This window comes from Archangium gephyra (assembly GCF_042230915.1).
Lineage (GTDB): Bacteria > Myxococcota > Myxococcia > Myxococcales > Myxococcaceae > Archangium > Archangium gephyra_B.
In genome coordinates, this window is record NZ_CP102578.1 from 7,420,927 (window position 1) to 7,445,034 (window position 24,108).

Consider the following 24,108-nt stretch of genomic DNA (forward strand, 5'->3'; position numbering starts at 1 on the left):
GACCGTGGGGGCGCTCCAGGGTTCGATTCACTCAGAACAAGCGGGGGAAGAGCACGGAGACGGAATTGCCGCCAGTGCCCGTGAGGCCCTCCACCTGGCCGGAGTTGGGCCAGTCCTTGGCCAGACCGAAGAAGTTCTTGCCCAGGTACAGGTAGCCAGGGCCCACGCCAAAGCCACCCTCCTTGCCACCCAGGAAGCCCGCCGCGTCATGCAGCACGCCGTGAGCCTTCACCCCCGGAATCCACCCGGTGGTCACCTCCAGCACCTGGGTCAACCACCCGTCTCCCGGTCCCACCAGTCCTCCGCTCGGGTTGAGCGCGATGGCCTCTCCCGCCGACAGCGCCCCACCCGTCATCCGCTCCATCGCCTCCCCGTACATGCGCTGCCAGGGCTTCCAGCTGCCCGGGTTGTTGATGAGCGCCTGGCTCTCCTTCGAGACACCGCTCAGCTTCCCTCCCTTCTTCGCCAGGATGGTGGCCCTGTCCTGGTCGTTGAACTGTTTTTTCATGCTCTCGGCGCGCTCCCGGAGGTTCTCATCCATGTGCTCGAACTCATGGAAGAGGCTCTGGGCGGTGTACGCCAGCCCAATGGCCTGCTTGAGCTGCGGGTCCAACGGGCTGATGGGGGCGGTGAGCGCCGACATGGAGCCTCCCACCCATGCGGCCTGTGCCGTGAGCTTGTCGCCGAGGAAGCCCGCGCCGAAGGTGTAGGCGGACGTGGCGCCCAGGAGGACGCCGCCGATGCTCATCAGCATCGGGTCCTTGAGGACGTAGCCGGCCGTCATGGTGGCGGCCCCCACCACGGAGATCGCGAAGGCGGTGCCGGCGAAGCCGGTGGCCATGCCGACGCTGGTGGCGGTGGCGATGGCGGCCACCACGGGCAGGTGGCCGGTGGGGTCCGTGTTGGAGATGGGGTTGTTGTAGACGTAGGCGTAGCGGTTGAGCGCCTGCGGGTTGCCCGAGGACGGCACCAGCGCGTCTGGCGAGATGAAGCGGCCCAGCTTGGAGTCGTAGTAGCGGGCGTTCATGTAGACGAGGCCCGTCTCGTCCACCTCGTGGCCGCCGTAGCCCAGGCTGTTGGCGACGGAGGAGCTGGAGGCCAGCGTGGCTCCGAAGGCCGAGTAGTCGTAGCTGGCCACCTTCTGTCCAGACTGGTTGGTGAGCGCACGCACCGAGCCCAGGTGGTCCTGGTGGAACCAGGAGGCCCCGGAGGCGTCTCGTCTGGCCACCAGCAACGGGCCCGCGTAGTAGTACTTGGTGAGGCCCGTGGGCTTCAGCTCCAGCAGAGCGCCGAAGTAGCGCGTAGTGCCGGAGGGGCCGCTCTTCATCACCCGCTGGCCGCTGGCGTCATAGGCGAAGGTGGTGGTGCCGCTGGCGGTGGTGACCTGGGCCAACCGGTTGTCCGAGTCCCATGCGAGGGTGCGGCCACCACCGGACACCAGTTGGCCATTGGCGTCGTAGGTGTAGGCCGAGCCGCCCGCGGCCGTGGCGGCGTGGCGGTGGTTGGTATCACCATAGCCATAGCTCCCGACCTCGGAGTTCCAGGTGATGTTGCCCAATGCGTCGTAGGTGAAGGCCTGCGACTGGTTGCCCCTGACATTGGTGAGCCGGTTGAGGGAGTCATAGGAATAGCCCAGGTTGGACAAGGGGTTGGTGGACGAGGACATGGCCGTCACCCGCCCGCCCGCGTCGTAGAAGTAGCTGGCCTGGTACAGCGTGCCCGAGGGGCCCGTGACGGTGGAGTCCGTCATCCACTGCCGCGCATCCGCGTAGGTGAAGCGCGCCGTGGTTCCGTTGGCGTAGGCCGCCGACAGCAATTGTCCCCGGCCATTGTAGGTGAAGGCGTTGACGTAGCCGCTCACGCTGCCGAGCCGTCCGGCGGCATCATAGCCATACGTCACCGTCTCGCCGTCCGGGTACCTCACCGAGGCCAGGCGCCCCGCCGCGTCGTACCCCTGGGAGGTGGCGTAGCAGGTGCCGCTCACGCACTTCGTCACGGACATCACCCGTCCGGCGCTGTCGTAGGCGCGCGACTCGCTGCCCGAGGTGTCCACCACGCTCGTCAGCATCCCCTTGCCCGCGCCATGCCCCGCCTCGTCATACGACCAGCGAATCTGCCTTCCGTCCGCCAGCGTCTTGGTGAGCCGTCTGCCCAGCGCGTCATACGTGAAGCGGCTCACCTGACCCTTCGCATCCCGGTAGGTGAGGATGTGGCCCGCCTCGTCGTACGTGAAGCTGCTGCACCCCGTGTCCGGGTCGCACCCCGCCAGCTTGCGCCCCAGGGAATCCCACGTCACCGTGGTGGCGTTCCCCGCCGCGTCCGTCACCCTCACGAGGTTGCCCAGCAAGTCATACGCGTACGTCGTGTACTGGTACGAGCTGCCGTTCTTCTCCCGCACCTGCGTCGTCTGGCCGTAGGCGTCCGTCCACGTCACCTTCTCCCGGCCCAGCTCGTCGTAGCTGATGACGTAGCCAGTGCCATACACCCGCTGGCCACTCGTCCCGTCCGGGTTGGTGATGGTGCGCAGCCTCCCCAGCCCGTCGAAGGAGAACACCTGGTACTGCGGCGTCTCTCCCGGCCCGTACACCGAGGACTTCTTCCACACCCTCGAGGAGCCGTCGTTGTAGAGCGTCTCCTGGACGAAGCCCCCCTCCTTCACCGTCTTGTATTGCCGGCCCAGCCCGTCTTCGTAGAGTTCCATCCACAGCCCGTCCGCCGTCCCGTCCGACACCGTCCGGCGGATGCGCTGGGCCGAGGGGTTGCCCCAATCCAGGTACGCGAGCGTCTCCGTGCTCCCGTCGGGCAGCAGCGTCCGCACCGGCCGCCCCAGCGCATCGTGCGTGTACGTGGTGGTGTTGCCATTGATGTCCGTCTCGGACATCACCAGGTCCAGGCCGCTCTCCCACGCCTTCGTCGAGCACTGGCCCAGCGCGTTGCAACGCTTCGTCTCGTGCACGTGGTAGGTGGGATCGTACTCCACGCCGCGGGTGAAGCCCCGCTCGTCCGTCTCGCTGGTGAGGTTGCCCCACGCGTCGTAGCCGAAGCGCCGGGTGACATAGCCTCCCGTCTGGTTGTTCCAGGCGAGCTGGCGCGTCAACAGCCCGCGGCCAGGCGCCGCCGCGTACGTGCCGTTGCCGTCGTACTCGTTCAGCGTCTGCTTCAGAAACGCGCCACCCGTTCCGATTCCCACATAGAGGTTCTCGTACGCCGGCAGGCCCACGATGTACGCCGCCGTGTTGGGGACGATTCCCCTCAGCGAGGTGCGCTCGTCCCCCGAGACGTCGTAGTCCCCGTACTCGTAGGTGAGATTGCCGTTGCCGAACTCGTCATAGCCCACCTGCAGCAGCGTCCTGCGGCACGAGGCGGAGAGGTTGCACTCGTACTCCCAGCGCTCCGTCATCAGCGAGGTGAAGGGCGCCGAGGCGCTCTCCGCGTACCCGAAGGTGGAGTACTTGTAGAGGTCGCCCGAGGCACTGCGGTAGTAGGTGACCTCGGGCTTGCTGATGCACCCCACATGCTGGTGGTAGTACGTCTCCGTGTAGTTGCCCGCCGAGTCCAGCACCGACGTCACCTTGCGGAAGCCCAGGAATCTCCTCTCGCTGCTGGACCACAGACCGCCCTGGTACTGGTAGCGGGTGGTGGAGGAGTTGCCGCGGCCATCCTCCTGTGTGATGGCCGAGGCCGTCTGCAGCACGATGCCCTCGGGGAGGTAGGTGTTGGACCAGGCGCTCGAGGGGCTGTACTGCACGCGGGTCGTCCCGCCCAGGCCGTTGTACAGCGCGCTCAGCAGGTCCGGCATCGGGCCACTGGAGAAGCGTGTCTTCCAGCCATTCCACTGCGGCCGGGTGTAGGCGAGGTCCGTCTTGCCATCTCCGTCGAAATCCCCGGAGACGACGTAGTTGTAGGCATCCCTTACCAGGGAGTCCGCATCCGTGCCCCAGAGGGTGCTGGTGAAGGCATTGCCCCTGGACAGACGCCCCCGCCAGGCATTCCAGCCGGGGCGGGTGAAGGCGAGGTCCGTCCTGCCATCCCCGTTGAAGTCCCCGGTGACGATGTGGTTGTCGCCATCGTTCGCCAGGCCGTCCACATCCGTGCCCCAGAACTCGCTGGTGAGGCCATTGCCCGTGGACAGACGCACCCTCCAGCCATTCCAGCCGGGGCGAGTGAAGGCAATGTCCGTCTTGCCATCCCCGTTGAAGTCCCCGGTGGCCACGTGGTTGTTGGCATCCAGTTCCAGGAAGTCGTCATCCGTGTACCAGAGGATGCTGGTGAAGCCATTGCCCGTGGACAGGCGCATCACCCAGGCACTGTAGCGGGAGCGGGTGTAGGCGATGTCCGTCTTGCCATCCCCGTTGAAGTCCCCGGTGACGATGTGGTTGTTGGCATCGGACTCCAGGAGGTCCCCATCCGTGCCCCAGAAGCCGCTGGTGAAGCCATTGCCCGTGGACAGGCGCACCTTCCAGCCATTCCAGCCGGGGCGGGTGAAGGCGATGTCCGTCTTGCCATCCCCGTTGAAGTCCCCGGTGACGACGTGGTTGTTGGCATCAATCCCCATGGAGTCCGCATCCGTGCCCCAGAGGGTACTGGTGAAGCCATTGCCCGTGGACAGGCGCATCCTCCAGGCATTCCAGCGGGGGCGGGTGTAGGCGATGTCCGTCTTGCCATCCCCATCGAAGTCCCCGGTGACGATGGAGTTGTAGGCATCGAATCCCAGGTAGTCCGCATCCGTGCCCCAGTTGGCGCTGGTGACGCCATTGCCCGTGGACAGGCGCACCTTCCAGGCATTCCAGCCGGGGCGGGTGAAGGCGATGTCTGTCTTGCCATCCCCGTTGAGGTCCCCGGTGACCACGTGGTTGTAGGCATCAACCCCCATGTAGTCCGTATCCGTGCCCCAGCCGCCGCTGGTGAGGCCGCCCGGGCTGGTCTGGTACTCGAACCTCGTGGCGGGCAGGGCCGAGCCGCCCGTCACGGTGCCAGCGCCATCCAGCGTGGCGTCACTCCCGAACTGCTGCACGCGCTGCAGGAGCGAGCGCCCGGAGCTGGCGCTCGAGGTGTACGTCAGCGGATAGGCCCGGACCCGGCGGCCACTCGTCGTCACGTCCACCGTCTTGAGCCGGTATCGGGTGCTGCCCAGCGTGTTGGACTCGAGGGGATACACGTTGGTGGTGCCCATGGCATAGGTGACCGGATCGGGCCGCAACTCGCGGTACAGCTTCACGAGCGTGCCGTTGTAGCTGACGCTGTCCGGATAGCAGTCCAGCGCCGGGCTGCCGTCACACCACCAGCCATAGTTGACGGTGTTGCCGGACGTGTCCGTCACGCTGCTCACCCCCCAGCGGTAGGTGCCCAGCGGGGTGCCCAGCTGGTACGCCGAGAAGAGCGGCGCGTAGGCCACGCGGGTGCCGTCCTTGCGCCACACCGTCCAGGTGTTCGCCGCGGCGTCATATTTGATGCGCAGATAGCCCTCGATGCGGGTGGCATGGGTGCCTCCCGTGGTGCAGCTCGGGCTGGAGCTGCCCGCGGGACATGGGACCAGGTCCTGCCCGTCCAGCAGGAAGAGGTCGCCTCCGTCATAACGCGGCGTCCCCTTGGTGGAGCTGGCCCGTCCGATGGTGGAGAAACCCTCCAGGCCCCAGCCGACCCCCGCGGCGCCGCTCCCCCCCGCCGAGATATAGGTAAGCCGGAGTGAGGGCTCCAGTCCGTGGAAGGGGGGGACGGAGATCGGCTCCGCGGTGGAGAACGCCCCGTAATACGTGTCCACTGACGCCGGCCCATCCGCCAGCACCGGCCCGCCCACGAGCCCGGCCAATAGCGCGAGCGCGTAGGGGACCGTCACAGCAAGAAGACGATTCTTCACGACACCTCCTGATGTTTGAGTTGCATTTGAGTTGAAGCGAAACTCCCAATGGAACGCGGACTTTGATAGTGAATCCCCCGTAACGGACTTCAGGCCTCGTTCGAGGATGGCTCCTCTGCGTTGCAGGAGATGATGACGTGATGAAGAAGCGCATTCTGCTGGTGGCCGCCACCTTGCTCGTGCTGGCCACCGCGGCGGTGGTGGCGGAGCTCCTGGAGCCACCGAGGCTCTCCTCCGAGCCCATCTCCCCTCTCACTGACGTGGCCGGCCCCGCCCCCGCGGTACCGGTGTCCCCCCGGGAAGAGCCCCTCCGGAGGCTGGCGGAGCAACCCGCGCGGCCCGGCCCGTCCCCGGAGACGGCCACGCCGGCCCCGGTGCCCGAGGCTCCTCCAGCCCGGGTGGTGCCGCCCTCGCTCATGCCCGATCCGGCCCACCCGCCCCAGTGGACGAAGCCGCTGGCCCTGCCCTCCACGCCCTCGCCGCCCAATCCATCCATTCCTCCTCCCATCCAGGTGGATCCGGAGCGCGGGCGCCGACCCGAGGTGAAAGAAGGCCAGACACCATGAGCAGGAAGAAGACAGCCGCCTCGCGGCGCCGCGAGCCGCTCGAGGCGGACCTGGCGGACCAGACCTCGCCCGGCCCGGCCCGGCCCGAGGACGGGCAGGCCCGCGCGCACTGGCGCCCGCTCGTCCTCCAGGCCCTGCTCTCCGCCGTTCTCCTCGCGCTGGCGGCGCCGCCCGTGGACCTGTGGCCGCTGGCGCTGGTGGCCCTGCTGCCCCTGCTGCTGGGGCTGCGCGACGCCACACCGATGCAGGCCCTGGCGCCCGCCTGGCTGTGCGGCTTCGTCATCAACCTCATCGGCTTTCGCTGGGGCTACACGCTGCTCGACCGTTTCGGCCACCTGCCGGCATGGGCCCGCGTGCTGGCGCTGCTGGTGCTCGCCGCCTACCAGGCCAGCGTCTTCTCCCTCTGGGCGGGGCTGGGCAACCTCCTCACGCGCTCCGCCCGCGTGCCCTGGCTCGTCGCCCTGCCGCTGGCGGTGGCGGTGGCGGAGAGCGTGCTGCCCTTCCTCTTCCCCTGGAACCTGGCCGTCACCGTGTGGCGGGCGTGGCCGCTGCTGCAGGTGGCCGAGCTCGGCGGCGCGCCCGCGGTCTCCGCGCTGGTGGTGCTCATCAACCTCACCCTCCTGGAGGCCGGCCTGGCCCTCCGTCATGGGCGTCCCCTCCCCCGTGCGGTACGGGTGGCGTGCGGGGTGGTGCTCGCGGTGGTGGCCGCCGGGCTGCTGCGGGCCACGCACGTGGCGCTGGCGCGCCAGTCGGCCCCCCAGGTACGGGTGGGCCTCGTCCAGCCCAACTCCGGCACCCTCACCGCCGAGGATCGCAAGCAGCGGGGCGAGCAATACCTGGTCCCCCTGCGCCAGGCCACCCTGGAGCTGGCGCGCGGCGGCGCCGAGCTGGTGGTGTGGCCCGAGTCCGCCTTCCCCTTCCTCTTCGATCGCCAGCTCACCCGCGAGTACGCGCCCGGGCACCCCTGGGAGCTGCGGCCCGGCTTCTCGGGGACACTCCTCTTCGGCGCGCTCAGCCACACCTTTGGTGGCGCGCTCGTCCACAACAGCGCCGTCCTGGTCTCGCCGGACGGCCGTGTCACCGGACTGTCCGACAAGCGCCGGCTCTTCCCCTTCGGGGAATACGTCCCCTTCGCGGCTCGCTTTCCCGAGTGGGCGCGGCGGGTGCGGGCGCGGCTGCCGGACTCGCCCGACATCGAGCCAGGGACACAGGCACGCCTGCTGGTGAGTGGCTCCCTGCGGATCGCTCCCCTCGTCTGCTACGAGGACATCCTCCCCAGCGCCGTCCATCCGCTGGTCCGCCAGGGGCCCAACCTCCTCGTCACCCTGGCCAATCATGCCTGGTTCGGAGATGGAGACGCGCCGTACCAGGCGCTCGCCCTGGCCACCCTGCGCAGTGTGGAGGCTCGGCGGGATCTGGTGCGCGCGACGAGCACCGGCATCAGCTCCGTGGGGGACGCGCTCGGGCGGGTGCAGGCGCACACGTCCCTCACGCGGGAAGCTGGAGCACCCGAGGTGTTGGTGGGCGAGGTGGCCCTGGTGGAGCTCTTCGCGCTCGGGCCCTACCTGGCGCCAGCCTTTCCCTTCGCGTGTGCTCTGGTCCTGGCGGTGCTGGCGCTCCTCGGGCGCGGGGCCCACTCCCGCGCGGACCGGGCCTAGGCGCGCGGGAGCGGCCTGCAAGCTGAATCCTTTCCAAGGCATATGGAGTGGAGGCGGCGGGAATCGAACCCGCCGCTCGGAGGAGTCACGCCCTCAGGCAAGGCCAGCTGTGTTCACGGGGAATGCTCGTCGGGCTCACCGGTGCAGCACAGAGAGGGCCGAGCATCTCCCCTCGACTTGAATGAGCCGACGAGGCGCAAGGTGATGCAGAAAATCCGCTGGCCGCACCCACTTCCCCCCTCAACAGAAAAATCCGCTTAACCGCTCATCAGCGCAGGGCGAGCGCGTCCAACACCCCGTTTCCCGGGCGGGTGCGCGTTGTCCTGAGTCACCTGAAGTACCTGATTTTCCTCACTCTCAGATTTTTTCGCATCATTTTCCAGCTCGTCGGCTCATTCCCTTCGAGGGACTGCCAGCGAAGTCCTGAACATCCCTCGCTTCACCGCCCCCCTGGAGAAAGCCGCCGTGCAGAAACCCATCTGGCGCAGCCCACTGCTCACCACCCTTCTCGCCGTCCTGCCCGCCTACGGGAGCCAGGCCCCCGACATCACCGAGCCTTCGGGCAAGACGTTGGGTGCCGCCTTGAGCGCGCCCAGCTCGCAGGTGCCGTCAGTCTCGGCCTCATCCGCGAAGGCCTACGACACGGATCGCATCATTGTTCGTTACCACGACCAGGCAGCCGCACGGAAAACCCCCAGCGCTGCGATGGTGGCGAGCCGCATCGTCCAGCGGGCGGCCAGCCGGCACGGCTTGATCGCCCAGCAACTGCACACCACCGGGCAGGGGGCTCAAGTGTGGGCCATGAACCGGCACATGACGAATGACGAAGCTCAGGCGCTGGCGAAGCAGATCGCCGCGGCCGACCCGGAGGTGGAGTACGCCGAGCCGGACTACATCTTGAGGGCGACCTGGACGCCCAACGACTCGCTCTACTCCTCCCAGTGGCACTACTTCGAGACGACCGCGGGTATCAATCTACCCGCCGCTTGGGATCGCACCAACGGGGCCGGCGTGGTGGTCGCGGTGGTTGACACGGGCTACCGCCCTCACGCGGATCTCGCGGCCAATCTCCTGCCTGGATATGACTTCATCACCCAAACCACCGTCTCGAACGATGGCGATGGGCGCGACAGCGATGCACGGGATCCGGGCGACTTGTGCCCCACCTCCACCGTCCCGAAGAGCTCGTGGCACGGGACGCACGTGGCCGGTACCATTGGCGCGGTCACGAACAATGGCACGGGTGTCGCGGGTGTAGCGTACGGTGCCAAGATCCTGCCGGTGCGCGTGCTCGGCAAGTGCGGCGGTTACACTTCAGACATCGCCGACGGCGTCCGGTGGGCCTCGGGCAACACGGTCACTGGGGTGCCGGCGAACCCAACCCCCGCGCGCGTGATCAACATGTCGCTCGGGGGGTCTGGAACCTGTAGTCAAACCATGCAAGACGCGATCACCGCTGCCAGGAACAAGGGGACCGTGGTGGTTGCCGCGGCGGGCAACGACAGTCAGGACGCGTCTGGATTCTTCCCGGCCAATTGCCGGGGAGTGGTTGCAGTCGCCGCGGTAGACCGCGGGGCCAACAGGGCATGGTTCTCGAACTATGGCTTCACGGTGTCGCTCGCGGCGCCGGGAGATCCGATTCTGTCGACCCTCAACGACGGCCAGGACGCCCCAGGAAACGATTCCTATGCCTCCTACTATGGCACCTCGATGGCCGCGCCGCATGTGGCAGGCACGGCGGCATTGATGCTCTCGGCCAATCCGTCGCTGGCTGTCGATACGGTGGCGAGGCTGTTGCAGTCGACGACCAGGCTCGCGGGGACTTGCAGCGGGTGTGGCACGGGTATCGTCAATGCGGCCGTGGCCGTGAACGAGTCGATTGCCTCCGGCACGACCAACCACATCAATGAGTCAGCATTCTTCGTCCAGCAGACCTACTTCGATGTGCTCAAGCGCAAGCCCGATGCTGGGGGGGAGGCGTACCACGTGGGCCTTCTGAATGCATGCAATGGGGCTTCGAGCTGCCTGGCCTCGACTCGCGCCGCCATCGCGCGTTCGCTCCTCGAGTCGTCGGAATACCGGGCGCAAGATCCCTGGGACCCGGCGTCGCCCATGTACAACCTGTACTTCATCGACCGTTGCTACTGGCGTTTCCTGCAGCGCAGCGCGTTGATGACGGAAGCCCAATTCTGGCTGGACTACTTGAACGCGACGGGTGACTACAACGGGGTCGTCAACGGCTTCATTACCTCCCCCGAGTACCGCAAGCGCTTCGGCACTCCGTAGCGGCTCGCCAGCACGGAACGGGTGGCGGAGGATGTGAAGCGCCTCCGTCACCTCGCCCAGGTCGTCGGAAATGAACTGGAAAATGATGCAAAGCATCTGCGGGCGGCCGCGCGGCCCGCTCCAGGTCATCGTCCCCGTACGGGTTTCCCGTCAGGTGTTGGCTGGGGGGGAGAGGCCAGAGCGCGCAGGGGCGCATCGCTGCCCACGGAGATGAAGGGGGCCCAGTAGTGGGGATGGGCCTGGGTCAGGCGCAAGGAGCGCATGGCCTCTCGCAGGGCGGTGGATCTGCCCTGCCCCTCGAGCAGGTTGCGGTAGTAGGCCTCCATGAGGGCTCGGGTCGTCTCGTCGTTCACCTTCCACAGGCTCATCACCACCGTCTCCGCTCCCGCCACGACGAAAGCGCGGCGCAGGCCGAAGACCCCCTGGCCCAGCTGCACGTCGCCTCGCCCGGTGTCGCACGCGGACAGCACCACGAGTTGGGTACCCCACAGGTTGAGGCCGGCCAACTCCAGGGCCGTCACCGGAGCGGTGTCAGGCGGAGGGCTGGCCGCGTCCGGGGTGGCAGGCCCCGTGGGGGGCGCGCCCGCGAGAATCAGGCCCGAGCGCAGCAACGGATCGGGGGGACGCGGCGCGGGGGCACCGTCGCCCAGCGCACCGAATTTGACCACGGCCCTGGAGCCCTCGGGCACGGGAGCATCCTCGAGGAAGAAGCCATGGGTGGCCAGGTGCAGCACGCCGGGCGTGGGCAGGTGGAACAGCCGCTCCTTGGTGGCCTCGGGGCCGAGGAAGAGCTGGGTCTGGGGGAGCAGGCGTTGAATGCTCTCGGCCTCCTGGCGAGTGCCCGGCAGGGAGGTCCACGGGGTGGCGGCGAGGTCCGCGCGCGTAGCGGCCAGCGTGGGGGCGTTGCCCAAAGCAGCCACGGGGCTCGTTCGGGGTGAGGCGTGGAAGTCCGGGTCGGCGAGGACGAAGACGGAGGACGAGGGAGGTCTGTCCTGGAGACGAGGCAGGAGGTCCCTGCCGGAGGTGAGGTAGGTGAAGTCGAAGGAATCGAGGAGGAAGTGGTGGCCGTCGTGGAGTGCGGCGAAGGGGACGAGGCCCAGCTGTCCGTCGGGAGAGAGGAAGAGGCGGCGGGTATTGCCCAACAGGGGCAACAGGGGCCGGAAGGCGAGCTCGTAGAGGGCCTGGGCGGAGGTCTGGAATCGAGCGTCGCGGCGTGCGAGCTCATCGCGCAGGTGAGTGGCGGCGAGGTCGATGGGCGCCGCGGGGCCGAGGTCCAAGGCACGGGTGGAGGTATCGGGGAAGAGCACCAGCGCCAGGTAGCGAAGCTGTCCCTGACTCGTCGACTGAGGGGGGCCGCGCTGGGGGCCAAGGGGGCTGTCCACGTAGGCGATGAGCTCGACGAGGGCGCCGTCCCTGGGGAGGGAGGCGGCCACCTGGTCGACGATCTCCGCGGGGGGTGGAAGGCGGGTGAGCGCACGCAGGGGAGCGGAGCGTTGGGCGAGGTCGGCTTCGAGGGCATCGCCCTCGCTGGCGAGTGCAGCGAGGCGCCGTTGGTGGTCCGCCGGAGTAAGTGAGCCGGGACCCGCGAGCGAGAGGGAAGCCAGTTGGGTGCGCAGGCCGCGCAGCCGCTCGAGGCGGTCGCGCTCCTCAGCGCCCATGCTCCGGTAGAGACTGCGGGAGATGCTGGCGGTCTCCTCGATGGAGCGGCCCTTGCGCAGCAGCACGGCGCTGAGGGCCAGACGCCGGACACGGGTGTCCTTTGGATGCTCGCGCACCAGGGAGTAGAGAACCTGCTCCGTCGTGCGCAGCTGTTGGAGGAACAGCGTCAGGCGCGATTCGGAGAAGCCGAGCAGCTCCTGGCGCAGGTGCTGCTCGGAGATGGCGAGTGCGCGCGTGAACAGCGGCAGGGCCTCGGGGAGGCGATGCTGCGCCAACCGGAGGAGGGCGAAGTCGTGGAGCGAGAGCTCGACGTCGGGGTGGTTCTTGCCGTAGACCGCGTCCTGGATGGCGAGTGCGCGCTGCAAGAGTGGCTCGGCCCGGCCGTACAACCCCTGCCTCATGTAGAGCCTGGCCCGGATGCTGAGCGTGTAGGCGACGCCGGGGTGGTTCTTGCCGAAGACCGCTTCCTGGATGGCGAGTGCGCGTTGGGTGAGGGGCCCGGCCCGGCCGTACAACCCCTGGTTGATATACAGGGTGGCAAGGTTGTTGAGCGAGATGGCGAGGTCGGGGTGGTTCTTGCCGAGGGCCGCTTCCCGGATGGCGAGCGCGCGGTGGAAGAGTGGCTCGGCCCGGCCGTACAACCCCTGTTGGACGTAGAGGTTGGCTTGGTTGTTGAGCGCGGTGGCGACGTCGGGGTGGTTCTTGCCGAGGGACTCTTGGAGGGTGAGCGCGCGCTGGTAGAGCGGCTCGGCCCGGCCGTACGAACCCTGTTGGACGTAGAGGCCGGCAAGGTTGTTGAGCGCGTAGGCGATGAGGACGGCGTTGTTGCCAGGGGCCGCTTCATAGAGGGCGAGCGCACGTTGCAGGAGTGGCTCGGCCTGGCCGTACAACCCCTTGTCCGAGTAGAGGTTGGCCAGGTTGTTGAGCGCGGAGGCGAGGCGGAGGGGGTCGTTGCCGGGGATCGCTTCCTGGATGGCGAGCGCGCGTTGGAAGAGTGGCTCGGCCCGGTCATACAACCCCTGGGCGCTGGCGAGGATGGCGAGGTTGTTGAGCGAGGAGGCGACGTCGGGGTGGTTCTCACCGAGAGCCGCTTCCCTGATGGCGAGCGCACGTCGAAGCAGTGGCTCGGCGCGGGCCAGGTCCCCTTGCCGCCGGTACAGGTCCCCCACCTGATGCAGACAACTCGCGAAGTCCGGGTGCGTGCTCCCGAGCGCGGCCTCCCTCAGCGCGAGCGCATGCCCGGCACGTGCAAGGGCCTCGGAATAACGGCCTGCGTCCTTCAGTTTCGCCGCCTCGTCGAAGGCGGCCTGCGCCTCCACCCGCCGCGCATCCCCGCCCTCTTCCGCCACCGCCGCTCCCGCTGTACAGCAGAGCATGACGACGGTCATCCACCCGAGCACACGTCCCATGTCCATCCTCTTTGAATGCGGATTCTCTGCATCATTCTCGAACTCACTGGCTCTCCACGGTCGCCAGCTATCTGTTCAGCCCCACCCCGTGAGCGCACCGGAGAGAAAGCCATGAGCGCGATGAAGAAGTTTCTGCTTGTCTGCCTGTTCCTTCAGCTCCCCGCCTTGGCGCGGGCCGGCACTCCGGCCTCCGGGATGTCCGAAGCCGAGCGCTACGCGCGCCGGTGCCAGTCCCAGGCCGCCTACCGCATCGCCAGGCCCCAGGGGACGATGCTGTGGGGCACCAAGCGGGACTGGGACACCGAGAAGGTGACCGAGGAGCGCAGCAGCGTGCTCGTCTCGGCCGAGCTCGCGCCCCTGCGTCAGGCGGATGCCGGGGTGAAGGCGCTGCGGCTCGAGGGCGGGCACCTGGTGGCTTCTCCCGCCCCGGAGGCAGGGGGGGTCACCAGCGGCGTCGTCGGTACCGTGCTCCAAGGCACCGACAGCAACGGCAGGCCCGTGGCGGTGGCCATCTGCGGCGCCGAGCCCTCCCCCGAGGAGCCCGGGATGGTCTTCTACCGCATCGAAGCCTGGAACGCGGTGGCCCAGGAGTGGGAGAACCCCTGTGTCGCCTTGGACCGCGTGACCGACTCCCGCGCGCTCGCGGTGAGCGGCTTCTGGGACGCCAGCGGGGCGCACCATGAGGCCCCGGGCAAGCTCACCTTCGCCTGTCAGAACGGCGCCATCGCCAAGTGCATCCTCTGGGGCTACAAGCCCTGGGCCAGCCGCGACGGTCAGCCGCTGGCCGGCCTCCATCAGGCCTGCACCCGTATGGCGCGTGCGGACTATTGCGGCAATGGCCGGAACCACACGCACCAGGACACCACCATCGACATGTACGATCGGCTCGGGCTGATCCAGCGGACGACCGAGGCCTCGGAGGAATGGGACCCCGCGAAGGCCTCCTTCGAGGCGGCGTGGGCGCCCGACGGGGCCACGTGCCTGGCGCGCACCCGTGACGGCCGTGCGCTGGAGACGATCCTCCAGGAGTGTCCCAACCGGTTCCAGAAGGGCGCGGTGACCGAGCTGGACGGGGGGGAGCGCTGCACGGTGCGGCGGGCAGATGTGCACCCCGGGTCCGCGCTGCTGCGCAACCTGTCCACCGCCCCCGTCCAGGGCCGGTGAGCCCGAGCTAGGGGATGACCCTGCATCAGCCGTCCTCTGGAGGAGTCCCGGCTGGAGGCGCCTCGGTGCCCTGGTCCTCCAGGAGCTGGCTGATGCTCAGGTCCAACTGGCTATCGACGAAGGCCAGGAAGCTCTTGAAGCCCAGGGTGGAGAGGCCCAGGCGTGCCTTCAGGCGGGACCGGGTCTCCTCGTAGACCCGCTGCCGTGCGCTCTTCAACCAGCGGGAGATGGTCGATTGGTTGACGCGAAAGAGCGAGGCCAGCTCGTACGTCGAGAGGTGATCGACGAAGTGGAGGCGGAGCAGGTGGCGCTCGTCGGCCGAGAGCGTGGAGGCGGCTTCGCGCAGGGCCTGGCGGAGCTCGGCGTGGTGGCGCCGCTTCATGACATCCAGCTCCGGGTCCAGCCCTTGCCCCGGCAGCGCCGCGAGGAGCGCTTCCGCGTCTTGCTCGGGCGCGGGCTTCTCGGCGGCCCGCAGCCGGGTGGCGATTCGCCCCGCGGTGACGAGCACCCAGCTCAGCAGTGCGCCTCGCCCCGAGTAGTCTCCAATCCTGGGTGCGCTCCCGGGAGTGGCGACCAGGAGCTTCACGCGCGTGATCTGGCAGACGTCGTCGATGATCGCGTCGGGTTGCTTGAGACCCCGAAGCTTCTCCGGCAGCCTGGCCAGATAATTCCGCTCGAAAGCCTCCTGGGCGGAGGCAAGGCCCTGAAGACACGCACACGTGAGGTAGAGCTCCGCCAGGGACAGCCTGGCGAGGAGCGGCGCGATGGGGCTCTGGGGACTCGCCTCGGGCAGCCGCTCGGCGAGGTGGAGCACGAACGGCCTGGCGGGGAGCACCACGCCCGGCCACTGCGCGCGAGCATCCTCCCAGGCGCGGAGGAGCACCTTGTCGAGCGCAGCGGCCTCCGCATCCGTGGGAGGAACGAAGCGCACCTTCGTGTGCGCGAGAAATGTCGTGACCAGTTCTCGCACCTCATCCATGGCGGGGGCCTATACCATGCGCTTCACCCGGCCCCAACGGGATGGATCCTTCCAACGCCATGTGTCAGCCCCTCTCCCATTGTCTGACAGACGAGGTCCTGGTCGAGCTGCTCGAGGACCGGTTGTCGGACGAAGAGCTGGCCCAGGTCCATCGGCATGCCGCCGGGTGCGACGACTGCCGGGCCCTGCTCGCCACGTTCACGCCTGGCATTGAGCGCGCGGGGGAAGAGGCCACGGAGGACTACGAGCCGGCCGGCACTCCGCGGGAGCCGGAGCTCGTCTGGACGCCACCCGGCGCATTCGACGAGTTCCGCCTCGAAGGCGAGCTCGGCCGTGGCGGCATGGGCGTCGTCTACCTGGCGCACGACACCTCGCTGGATCGGCGCGTGGCGGTGAAGTTCATGGCCTCGAGTCAGCCGGCTCCCAAGGTCCGTGAGCGCTTCGCGATCGAGGCCCGGGCGCTCGCGCGCCTGCAGCACACCAACATCGTCAATGTGTTCAGCGTCGGTGAGGTGAGCGGCCACCCGTACATCGTCTCCGAGTACGTCGTCGGCGAGAGCCTCGCGGAGCTGCCCCTGCCGGTGCCATGGCGCCGGGTCCTTGCCCTGGGCATCGGACTTGCCCGGGGGCTCGCGGCGGCGCATCGCCAGGGCGTGCTCCACCGCGACCTCAAGCCCTCCAACGCCCTGGTCACCCGGGAAGGCGTGGTGAAGCTGCTCGACTTCGGCCTGGCCGAGCGCTTCGAGGAGGGGGCGGCCCAGGCCTCCACCTCGCGCCCCATCGGCGGCACGCTGCCCTACATGGCGCCCGAGCTTCTCGCCGGTGCTCCAGCGAGCCCTCGAAGTGATCTCTACGCCCTGGGGCTCATCCTCCACGAGCTGTGCACGGGCGAGGTGCCGCGCCGCGCGTCCCTCCGGCCCCAGGAGGCGCTTGCCCGTGCCGGGCTCGTGCCGGGCATCGATCCGGACTTCGCCGCGATCATCACACGGTGTCTCGCGGCCCATCCGCTCGAGCGCTTCGCCTCGGCCGAGGCACTCCTCGAGGCCCTGGAGCGGCTGGAGCGCCTCAGCGCGCCCGAGCCGCTGGCCGCCGGCAATCCCTACCGCGGCCTCGCCCCCTTCGAGGCCGAGCACCGCTCGCTCTTCTTCGGGCGCGACGCCGACATCCGCGCCGTTCTCGAGCGCCTGCGCTCGCGCTCCCTGGTCCTCGTCGCCGGGGACTCCGGGACCGGCAAGTCCTCGCTGTGCCGCGCCGGCGTCCTGCCCCGGGTGGCCGCTGGTGCCCTGGATGAAGGCCGTGAGTGGACCACGCTCACGCTGTGGCCCGGCCATCGTCCACTCGAGGCCCTGGCCGCCGCGCTCGCGCCCCTGCTCGGCCGGAAGGAGGCGGAGCTCGTCACCGCGCTCGCGGACAGGCCGGCCTGGCTCGGCCAGGCGCTGCGCGAGGCGCACTCGGGTGGGCGGGGCCTGCTGCTCTTCATCGATCAGCTCGAGGAGCTCCTCACCCTCTCCGAACCGGGCCAGGCGGCGCACTGCGCCCGGCTCCTCGGGGAGCTCGCCCTGCCGTCGGCGGGGGTGCACGTGCTGTTGGCGGTGCGCGGCGACTTCCTGACGCGCCTGTGCGCGCTTGCCGGCCTGGGCGATGTGGCGGAGCGGGCGCTCTACATCCTTCGCCCCCTGTCTCCCGAGGGGGTGCGCGAGGCCATCGTCGGGCCCGCGCGCAGCCGGGGCGTGGCCTTCGAATCGGGCGAGCTCCTCCAGACGCTCGTCGCCTCCACGGCGAACGGCGTGGGCAGCTTGCCACTCCTCCAGTTCGCGCTCGCCGAGCTGTGGGAGCGGCGCAATCCGGAGCAGGGCGGCCGCATCACGCGGGAGGCGCTCGAGGAGATGGGCGGGGTGGCTGGAGCGCTGTCCCGGCATGCGGACGGAGTGCTCGCGCGCCTGAGTCCCACGGAGCACGCGGCGGCGCGGCGCCTGCTGCTCCAACTCGTGACGGAGGAGGGCACGCGCATCGAGCGGGGCGAAGACGAGCTCGCCGAGGCCTCGGATGGGGCTTCCCGTGCCGCCCTTCGCGCGCTCGTCGAAGGCCGCCTCCTGCACACGCGCACCGTGAGCGGGCAGCCGCGCTGGGAGATCGCCCACGAGTCGCTCATCGAGAGCTGGGGCACGCTGCGCGACTGGCTCGATGACGACATCGGCCATCGCGTGGTGCGCAAGCGGGTCGAGGCGGCCAGCGCCGAGTGGGAGCGCCTCATGCGGGCCCGCGACGCCCTCTGGGGGCAGCGGCAGCTCGACGAGGCGCGGCTGCTCGAGCCCTCCACCCTGGGCTCGCGCGAGCATGCCTTCCTCCTCGCTTCCCAGCGCACCGTGACACGCAAGCGCTGGAGGCGCTGGCTCGCGGTGCTCGGCTTCGCGCTCGCCGTCTGCGCTTCCTATGGCGGTCTTCGTCTGCATGCGTACCTTGAGGACGCGCGCTTCGTCGCCACCGAGCACGGCCTGGCACGGGAGGCGCTCGCCGCGGGGCGTGATCTCGCCCAGCGGGCCCGCGTACGCCGCGAGCAGGCGCTGGCGCTGTTCGATGGCCGGGCGCCGCCGTCCGTGGGCCTCCAGACCTTGTCGGGACCCGATGGCCCGAGGAGAGCCGCCGAGCGGCAATGGACCCAGGCGCTGGCCCTGCGCGATCAGGCGGATGCGGCCTACACGCGTGCCAGCCGCAACCTCGAGAGGGCCCTGGATCGCGATCGCCTGCACGTGGGCACGCGCCGGCTCATCGCGGAACTCGCCTATGAGCGGGCCCTCCTCGCCGAGCGCTTTCACCAGAGCCGCGAGCAGGACGAGTGGGTGCGGCGTCTGGAGCAGGAGGTGGACACCGCGCAGGTGGGCAAGGAATGGCTGCAACGGCTCGTGGCCCCGGCCGAGCTGGAGATCATCACCACCCCACCTGGCGCACACGTCGAGCTTGAGCGCTACACCCAGGAGGAGGGAACCTTCCGCCGTGAGCCCGTTGTGGAGGCCAGTTCCCTGGGGCCGACCCCCATCGCCCGCCTTCGCCTGCCCGAGGGCTCCTATGTGCTCCACGTCACGCAGCCGGGGCGTGTGCCGGTGGACCTGCCGCTGCTCCTCTCGCGGGGTGCCCGCGAAACGGTCCGCCTCACGCTCCCCACCGCGGTGCCTGAAGGCTATGTCTACATCCCGCCGGGCTGTTTCCTCCTGGGCAGCGCCGAGCCCGAGGCGGTGCGGAGGTTCTCGTTCGGTGCGCCGATTCATCGGTTCTGTCTCAACGAGGGGTACCTGATCGGCCAGCAGGAGGTGACGTTCGGTGACTGGCTGACCTACCTCGACGACCTGCCTCCGGATGCGCCCGCGAGGCGGATCCTCGAGCAGCCGCACTTCGGCGATGGTGGGGCGGTGACGCTGCGGCAGCAGCCCGGCGCTGGCTGGATCCTCACCTTCTATCGTTCGCGAGAGGAGTTCAGCACGGCGAAGGAGGGCGAGGCCTTTGTCTACGCGGGGCGGACCCGGCGGAACACCGCTGACTGGAGAAGGTTTCCCCTGTCCGGCGTCTCCGCACAGGACCTGGAAGGCTACTTCTACTGGCTCGATCGGACGAAGCGGCTGCCAGGAGCACGCCTGTGCGGCCAGCACGAGTGGGAGTACGCGGCCCGGGGAGCGGATGGCCGCCGATACCCCCATGGCGACCAGTTGCAGCCCGACGACGCCAACATCGACGCGACCTACGACCGGATGCCCACGGCCTTTGGGCCCGACATGGTCGGTTCCCACCCCGCGTCGGTGAGCCCCTTCGGTCTGCACGACATGGCAGGCAACGCCTACGAACTCACGCGATCCGTGACACCGGAGTTCGGGCGCGTCGTTCTCCGGGGGGGCTCCTGGTACTACGACTCCTTCGCCGCGGCCAGCGCGGACCTCTCACCCGGTGATCCAACGGCGCGCGACGCCAGGATCGGCGTGCGCGTCTGTGCTTCGTTCTCTCCACGGTAGGGAGGGACCTGACCTGCGCCGGAAAAAGGCCCCAGGTTCCGGAGAACCTGGGGCCCTGAAGCGTGGAGGCGGCGGGAATCGAACCCGCCGCTGGAGACATCCAGTGCGAGCGCTCCAGAACGGTCGAGAGCGGTTTTCGTAGGAGTTCCAGCCTCTGACGTTGCCCCCTGCCCCACGCCGAGCTGGGGTAGGCACCGTCCATCGAACCGACGCCTTACGGAGTTTGAGTTCTTCTTCGCCTTCTACGGCCTGATCCTGGGGCTGGCGGTGGCCGAGCTGCTGAACGGGGTGGCCCGGTTGGTCCGGGCGCGGCGGGTGCGCACCGTAGGGCTCGGGTATCCACCTGACGTTTTGCCGTATCAGGCGGTTCTACTTTGCCAGGAGCACGTGAACGCGGCCCCAGTTGGGGTCGTACTTGTAGAACAGGGCGATGTCGTCACGGCCATCGCCGTCATAGTCACCGCTGACCATCCGACCCGTGAAGGCATCCGCGCTGTAGCCACCCCCGCTGTCCCACCAGCCGAGATCTCCCTGGTACTGGAACGAGGAACCCGTTGAGAGCAGCACGTGGACGCGGCCCCAGTTGGGGTCGTACTTGTAGAACAGGGCAATGTCGTCACGGCCATCGCCGTCATAGTCACCGCTGACCATCCGGCCCGTGAAGGCGTCCGCGCTATAGCCACCCCCGCTGTCCCACCAGCCGAGATCTCCCTGATACTGGAACGAGGAACCCGTTGAGAGCAGGACATGGACGCGGCCCCAGTTGGAGGCGTACTTGTAGAACAGGGCGATGTCGTCACGGCCATCGCCGTCATAGTCACCGCTGACCATCCGGCCCGTGAAGGCGTCCGCGCTATAGCCACCCCCGCTGTCCCACCAGCCGAGATCTCCCTGGTACTGGAACGAGGAACCCGTCGAGAGCAGGACATGGACGCGGCCCCAGTTGGAGGCGTACTTGTAGAACAGGGCGATGTCGTCACGGCCATCACCGTTATAGTCACCGCTGACCATCCGGCCCGTGAAGGCGTCCGCGCTGTAGCCACCCCCGCTGTCCCACCAGCCGAGATCTCCCTGGTACTGGAACGAGGAATTCGCCGAGAGCAGGACGTGGACGCGGCCCCAGTTGGGGGCGTACTTGTAGAACAGGGCGATGTCGTCACGGCCATCGCCGTCATAGTCACCGCTGACCATCCGGTCCGTGAAGGCGTCCGCGCTGTAGCCACCCCCGCTGTCCCACCAGCCGAGATCTCCCTGGTACTGCAGTCGAGTACCTGTTGCGTTGTTCTGGAGGATATCCGGGTAGGCCCAGCCATCTTCCTCCATTCCCTCGGAGCGAACCTCGTTGGTGGTCACTGCCAGCGAAAGCGCCTGGAAGCCCTCGGAGGGACCTCCATTACAGGCTGCGAGGGATAGAGCCGCTGCGGTCCATATGTGTGTTCTGTTGCACATGAAGTGACTCCCGCCAAAATGAGCCATCCTGCTATTGGGATTGGCCATTCTTCCTGGAAGGTCACGTAAAGCCATGGTGAATCCGCGTGCCGGAGTTTGTACGCGTTCACAGGGATGCATGGATTGAAAGGCTGCTCGAATTCCAAGCGTTTGCAATGCCTCTTCGTTCGCCCGCGCGAGCGGCAATGAGGTGCCGGCTTGGCGCTGGTCCCTTCTGTCGTGCTGCGTGCCCTTCAATCAAGAAAGGTGGAGGGGTGGTTCACCCGTGGATGCCTTGACCCTCGAATGTGTACGAGGTGCGACGGTACGCGCCATTGTGGAGCGCCTGAGACTGCCCACGTCGAGTGCGACAGGTCCACCCCGGTGGCCTCGAACTCGGCTTCCCGCTCGCGCACGCGCGCGGGAAGCCGTACCTCAGGCCGCCTCTCCACGCCTCCGGGCGGCAATCACCTTGAGGAGATAGTCCGCCAGCTGCTCGTGCGGATCCCACCCCAACACCTCGAGCGGTCTGGCCACGAAGTTGGACAGCCCGTTGATGTCATAGAAGCGGCGCGTGCCGTCGCGGTCGTCGATCATGAATTCGATGCCGCACAGCTCCATGTTCGCCGCGCGCGAGATGGTCTCCACAGCCTGGATGGTCTCGGCGTCGATCTGGGTCTGCTCGATGGTGATCTTCGGCTTGCCCACCATGCACGCGTCGGCGGGGCACAGGTCGAAGGAGCCGCCATCGGTGGTCAGGGAGATGGCGTAGAGGAAGCGCCCGGCCAGGGTCTCCGCGCGAACGATGCGGCTGCCGCGCGTGGGGATGTACTCCTGCACGAGCGTGACGCTGTCGATGCTGGTGGGCGTGGTGCCGTCGGCAACGGCCTGGACGAGCTGCTCCATGCTGTCATAGCGCACGACGCCAGCGCCCGAGCCACCGATGTTGACCTTGACCACGATGGGAAAGCGCAGGCCCTGGGCGGCTCGGGGCAGGTCGGCCCGGCGATGCACCACGTGCGTGGCCGGCGTCGCGTAGCCCAGCGAGTTGATGAGCGACAGCTGGCGGGCCTTGGACGTGTCCACCGCGAGGGCCGGATTGCCGTTGATGATGCGGGCGCCGCACCGCTCCCAGTGCGAATAGAGGGACTGGGCGTAGAAGATGCCGTGCTCGTCCTGGCGTAGGAAGGAGCTCATCGCCACGCGGCTGAAGATGACCGGCGCGGGCGGCGTGCGGTCATTCAGGTCGAAGAAGTGCTCGTCGAGGCGCAGCGGCACATAGGGGATGCCGCGCCGCTCGAGGGTGGCGAACAGGGGTTTGAACCACTCGGGGTGCTCGTAGAGGACGGCGATCTGGGGCTGCGTGCTCATGGAGTCACCACGTGAATCAGCCCGCGGCGGCGGGAACGGGAGGCGCGGCGGCCGGAGGCGCGGCGACCACGCCCGTGCGCACGGTGAAGTCACCGAACGCTTCCCCGGGCTGCCGGTCGCGCGCGAACGCGGCGAACAGGGGCTCGAGCGCCGCCAGGAGGCCGGCCTCGTCCACGTTCTCGCGGTACAGGCGGTTGAGCCGCTGCCCCCGCTGATCGCCCCCGAGGAAGAGGTTGTAACGGCCGGGCCCCTTCCCCACCAGGGCGATCTCCGCCAGGTACGGCCGCGCGCAGCCATTCGGGCAACCGGTGATGCGTAGCAGGAGGTTCTCCTTCTCCAGCCCGTGCGCCGCCAGCCGCTCGTCGATCAGCCCCGCCACGCGCGGCAGGTAGCGCTCGGCCTCGGCCATGGCCAGGGCGCACGTCGGCAGTGCCACGCAGGCCAGCGCGTTGCGCCGCAGCGGGCTCGCGCTCCGGAAGCTCGTGAGGCCATGCGCCTCCACCAGCTTCTCGATGGCCGCCCGCTCCTCCGGCGGAATGCCCGCGATGATCAGGTTCTGGTTGGGCGTGAGCCGGAAGTCTCCCTTGTGCACCCGGGCGATCTCCCGCAGGCCCGTCAGGAACCGCTGGCCCTCCGTGTCCGCCACCCGGCCGCTGTCGATGTGCAGCGTCAGGTTCCACCGTCCGTCGTGGCCCTGGATCCACCCGAAGCGGTCCCCGTTGTGCTCGAACGCGAACGGCCGCGCGGCCTCCAGCGGATAGCCCAGCCGCTTCTGCAGCTCGGCGACGAACCAGGCGATGCCGCGATCCTCGATGGTGTACTTCAGGCGCGCGTGCTTGCGGTTGGTGCGGTCGCCGTAGTCGCGCTGCACCTTCACCACGTTCTCCGCGACCTCCAGCAGCTGCTCGGGGCGGATGAACCCGATGACGTCCGCGAGCCGCGGGAACGTCGCCGCCTCACCGTGCGTGGCGCCCATGCCTCCGCCCACCAGCACGTTGAAGCCCACCAGCTCCCCGCCCTCGATGATGGCGATGAAGCCCAGGTCCTGCGAGTAGACGTCCACGTCGTTCAGCGGCGGCACCGTGATGCCCACCTTGAACTTCCGCGGCAGGTAGGTGGGCCCGTACATGGGCTCCTCCTCGCCGCCGGCCACCTTCTCCTTGTCCAGCCAGATCTCGTAGTACGCCCGCGTCTTCGGCAGCAGGTGCTCGGAGAGGCGCATGGTCCACTGGTACACCACCGCGTGCGCGCGCGAGTCCACCGGGTTGGGGTTGCACATCACGTTGCGGTTGACGTCTCCGCACGCCGCGATGCTGTCGAGCAGCACCGCCTCCATCCCCTTCATGGTGCTCTTCATGTCCCCCTTGAGCACGCCATGCAGCTGGAAGGCCTGACGCGTGGTCACGCGCAGCGTGCCGTTGGCGTACGTGCGCGCCAGCTCGTCCAGGGCGAGCCACTGCTTGGGGGTGCACACCCCGCCCGGCAGGCGGGTGCGGATCATGAAGCTGTAGGCCGGCTCCAGCTTCTGCTGCCGGCGCTCCTCGCGGATGTCCCGGTCATCCTGCTGGTAGCTGCCGTGGAACTTGATGAGCTGGGTGTCGGCCGGAGCGATGGCGCCGGTGAGCGGATCCGCGAGGCTCTCGGCCAGAGTGCCTCGCAGGTTCCGGCTGCGCGCCTTGATGTGCTCCACCTCGGAGAGGGCCGGCGTCGGATTCTTGCTCATGTACTCC

At 68.5% G+C, this 24,108-nt stretch carries 11 protein-coding genes; 5 read left to right on the forward strand and 6 right to left on the reverse strand.

Annotated elements, in window-relative coordinates; translation table 11 throughout:
- Window positions 1-31: 31 nt before the first annotated feature.
- On the reverse strand, window positions 32-5,857 hold the full coding sequence (locus tag NR798_RS28910; protein WP_375765737.1) for an FG-GAP-like repeat-containing protein: 5,826 nt from the start codon (window positions 5,855-5,857) through the stop codon (window positions 32-34).
- Between the two features lie 140 nt (window positions 5,858-5,997).
- Here NR798_RS28910 and NR798_RS28915 point away from each other — a divergent pair, with 140 nt between their 5' ends.
- From NR798_RS28915 to NR798_RS28925, 3 genes are all read left to right on the forward strand, one after another.
- Window positions 5,998-6,423 carry a hypothetical protein gene (locus NR798_RS28915; RefSeq protein ID WP_375765738.1) on the forward strand — a complete coding sequence of 142 codons (426 nt, stop codon included), beginning with the start codon at window positions 5,998-6,000 and terminating at the stop codon, window positions 6,421-6,423.
- Complete coding sequence (lnt, locus tag NR798_RS28920) at window positions 6,420-8,081, forward strand: apolipoprotein N-acyltransferase (RefSeq protein WP_375765739.1); 1,662 nt, start codon at window positions 6,420-6,422, stop codon at window positions 8,079-8,081. The genes NR798_RS28915 and lnt overlap by 4 nt, the downstream gene beginning before the upstream one ends.
- A gap of 465 nt (window positions 8,082-8,546) precedes the next feature.
- The gene (locus tag NR798_RS28925; protein WP_375765740.1) at window positions 8,547-10,367 is read left to right on the forward strand and encodes a S8 family serine peptidase; all 1,821 of its coding nucleotides are present in this window, start codon (window positions 8,547-8,549) and stop codon (window positions 10,365-10,367) included.
- 125 nt (window positions 10,368-10,492) lie between these two features.
- Here NR798_RS28925 and NR798_RS28930 read toward each other — a convergent pair whose 3' ends face one another.
- Window positions 10,493-13,435, reverse strand: coding sequence for a tetratricopeptide repeat protein (locus tag NR798_RS28930; protein ID WP_375765741.1), 2,943 nt, complete (start codon window positions 13,433-13,435; stop codon window positions 10,493-10,495).
- A gap of 111 nt (window positions 13,436-13,546) precedes the next feature.
- On the opposite strand from NR798_RS28930, the gene NR798_RS28935 reads away from it, so the two are divergent.
- Complete coding sequence (locus NR798_RS28935) at window positions 13,547-14,599, forward strand: ADYC domain-containing protein (RefSeq protein ID WP_375765742.1); 1,053 nt, start codon at window positions 13,547-13,549, stop codon at window positions 14,597-14,599.
- A gap of 25 nt (window positions 14,600-14,624) precedes the next feature.
- Here NR798_RS28935 and NR798_RS28940 read toward each other — a convergent pair whose 3' ends face one another.
- Entirely contained in the window at window positions 14,625-15,578 is a 954-nt protein-coding gene (locus tag NR798_RS28940) for a sigma-70 family RNA polymerase sigma factor (protein ID WP_375765743.1), read from the reverse strand.
- Window positions 15,579-15,637: 59 nt separating this feature from the next.
- Between NR798_RS28940 and NR798_RS28945 the strand changes: the two genes are divergently transcribed.
- Window positions 15,638-19,579: a protein kinase gene (locus NR798_RS28945; RefSeq protein ID WP_375765744.1), complete on the forward strand. Its 3,942-nt coding sequence runs from the start codon at window positions 15,638-15,640 to the stop codon at window positions 19,577-19,579.
- Between the two features lie 369 nt (window positions 19,580-19,948).
- Here NR798_RS28945 and NR798_RS28950 read toward each other — a convergent pair whose 3' ends face one another.
- From NR798_RS28950 to cysI, 3 genes are all read right to left on the reverse strand, one after another.
- A complete protein-coding gene (locus NR798_RS28950) occupies window positions 19,949-20,902 on the reverse strand; it encodes a hypothetical protein (protein ID WP_375765745.1) in 954 nt (317 codons plus the stop codon).
- A 540-nt stretch (window positions 20,903-21,442) separates the two neighbouring features.
- Window positions 21,443-22,378, reverse strand: a complete 936-nt coding sequence (locus NR798_RS28955) for a RimK family alpha-L-glutamate ligase (protein WP_375765746.1) — start codon at window positions 22,376-22,378, stop codon at window positions 21,443-21,445.
- 16 nt (window positions 22,379-22,394) lie between these two features.
- Window positions 22,395-24,101 carry an assimilatory sulfite reductase (NADPH) hemoprotein subunit gene (gene cysI, locus NR798_RS28960; protein WP_375765747.1) on the reverse strand — a complete coding sequence of 569 codons (1,707 nt, stop codon included), beginning with the start codon at window positions 24,099-24,101 and terminating at the stop codon, window positions 22,395-22,397.
- Window positions 24,102-24,108: the final 7 nt, after the last annotated feature.

What these genes read in the sequence shown, in the direction of transcription:
- NR798_RS28930 (WP_375765741.1), bottom strand. Translation starts at nt 13,435, where the DNA reads ATGGGACGTGTGCTCGGGTGGATGACCGTCGTCATGCTCTGCTGTACA.
- lnt (WP_375765739.1), top strand. Translation starts at nt 6,420, where the DNA reads ATGAGCAGGAAGAAGACAGCCGCCTCGCGGCGCCGCGAGCCGCTCGAG.
- NR798_RS28945 (WP_375765744.1), top strand. Translation starts at nt 15,638, where the DNA reads ATGTGTCAGCCCCTCTCCCATTGTCTGACAGACGAGGTCCTGGTCGAG.
- NR798_RS28940 (WP_375765743.1), bottom strand. Translation starts at nt 15,578, where the DNA reads ATGGATGAGGTGCGAGAACTGGTCACGACATTTCTCGCGCACACGAAG.
- NR798_RS28935 (WP_375765742.1), top strand. Translation starts at nt 13,547, where the DNA reads ATGAGCGCGATGAAGAAGTTTCTGCTTGTCTGCCTGTTCCTTCAGCTC.
- NR798_RS28915 (WP_375765738.1), top strand. Translation starts at nt 5,998, where the DNA reads ATGAAGAAGCGCATTCTGCTGGTGGCCGCCACCTTGCTCGTGCTGGCC.
- cysI (WP_375765747.1), bottom strand. Translation starts at nt 24,101, where the DNA reads ATGAGCAAGAATCCGACGCCGGCCCTCTCCGAGGTGGAGCACATCAAG.
- NR798_RS28950 (WP_375765745.1), bottom strand. Translation starts at nt 20,902, where the DNA reads ATGGAGGAAGATGGCTGGGCCTACCCGGATATCCTCCAGAACAACGCA.
- NR798_RS28955 (WP_375765746.1), bottom strand. Translation starts at nt 22,378, where the DNA reads ATGAGCACGCAGCCCCAGATCGCCGTCCTCTACGAGCACCCCGAGTGG.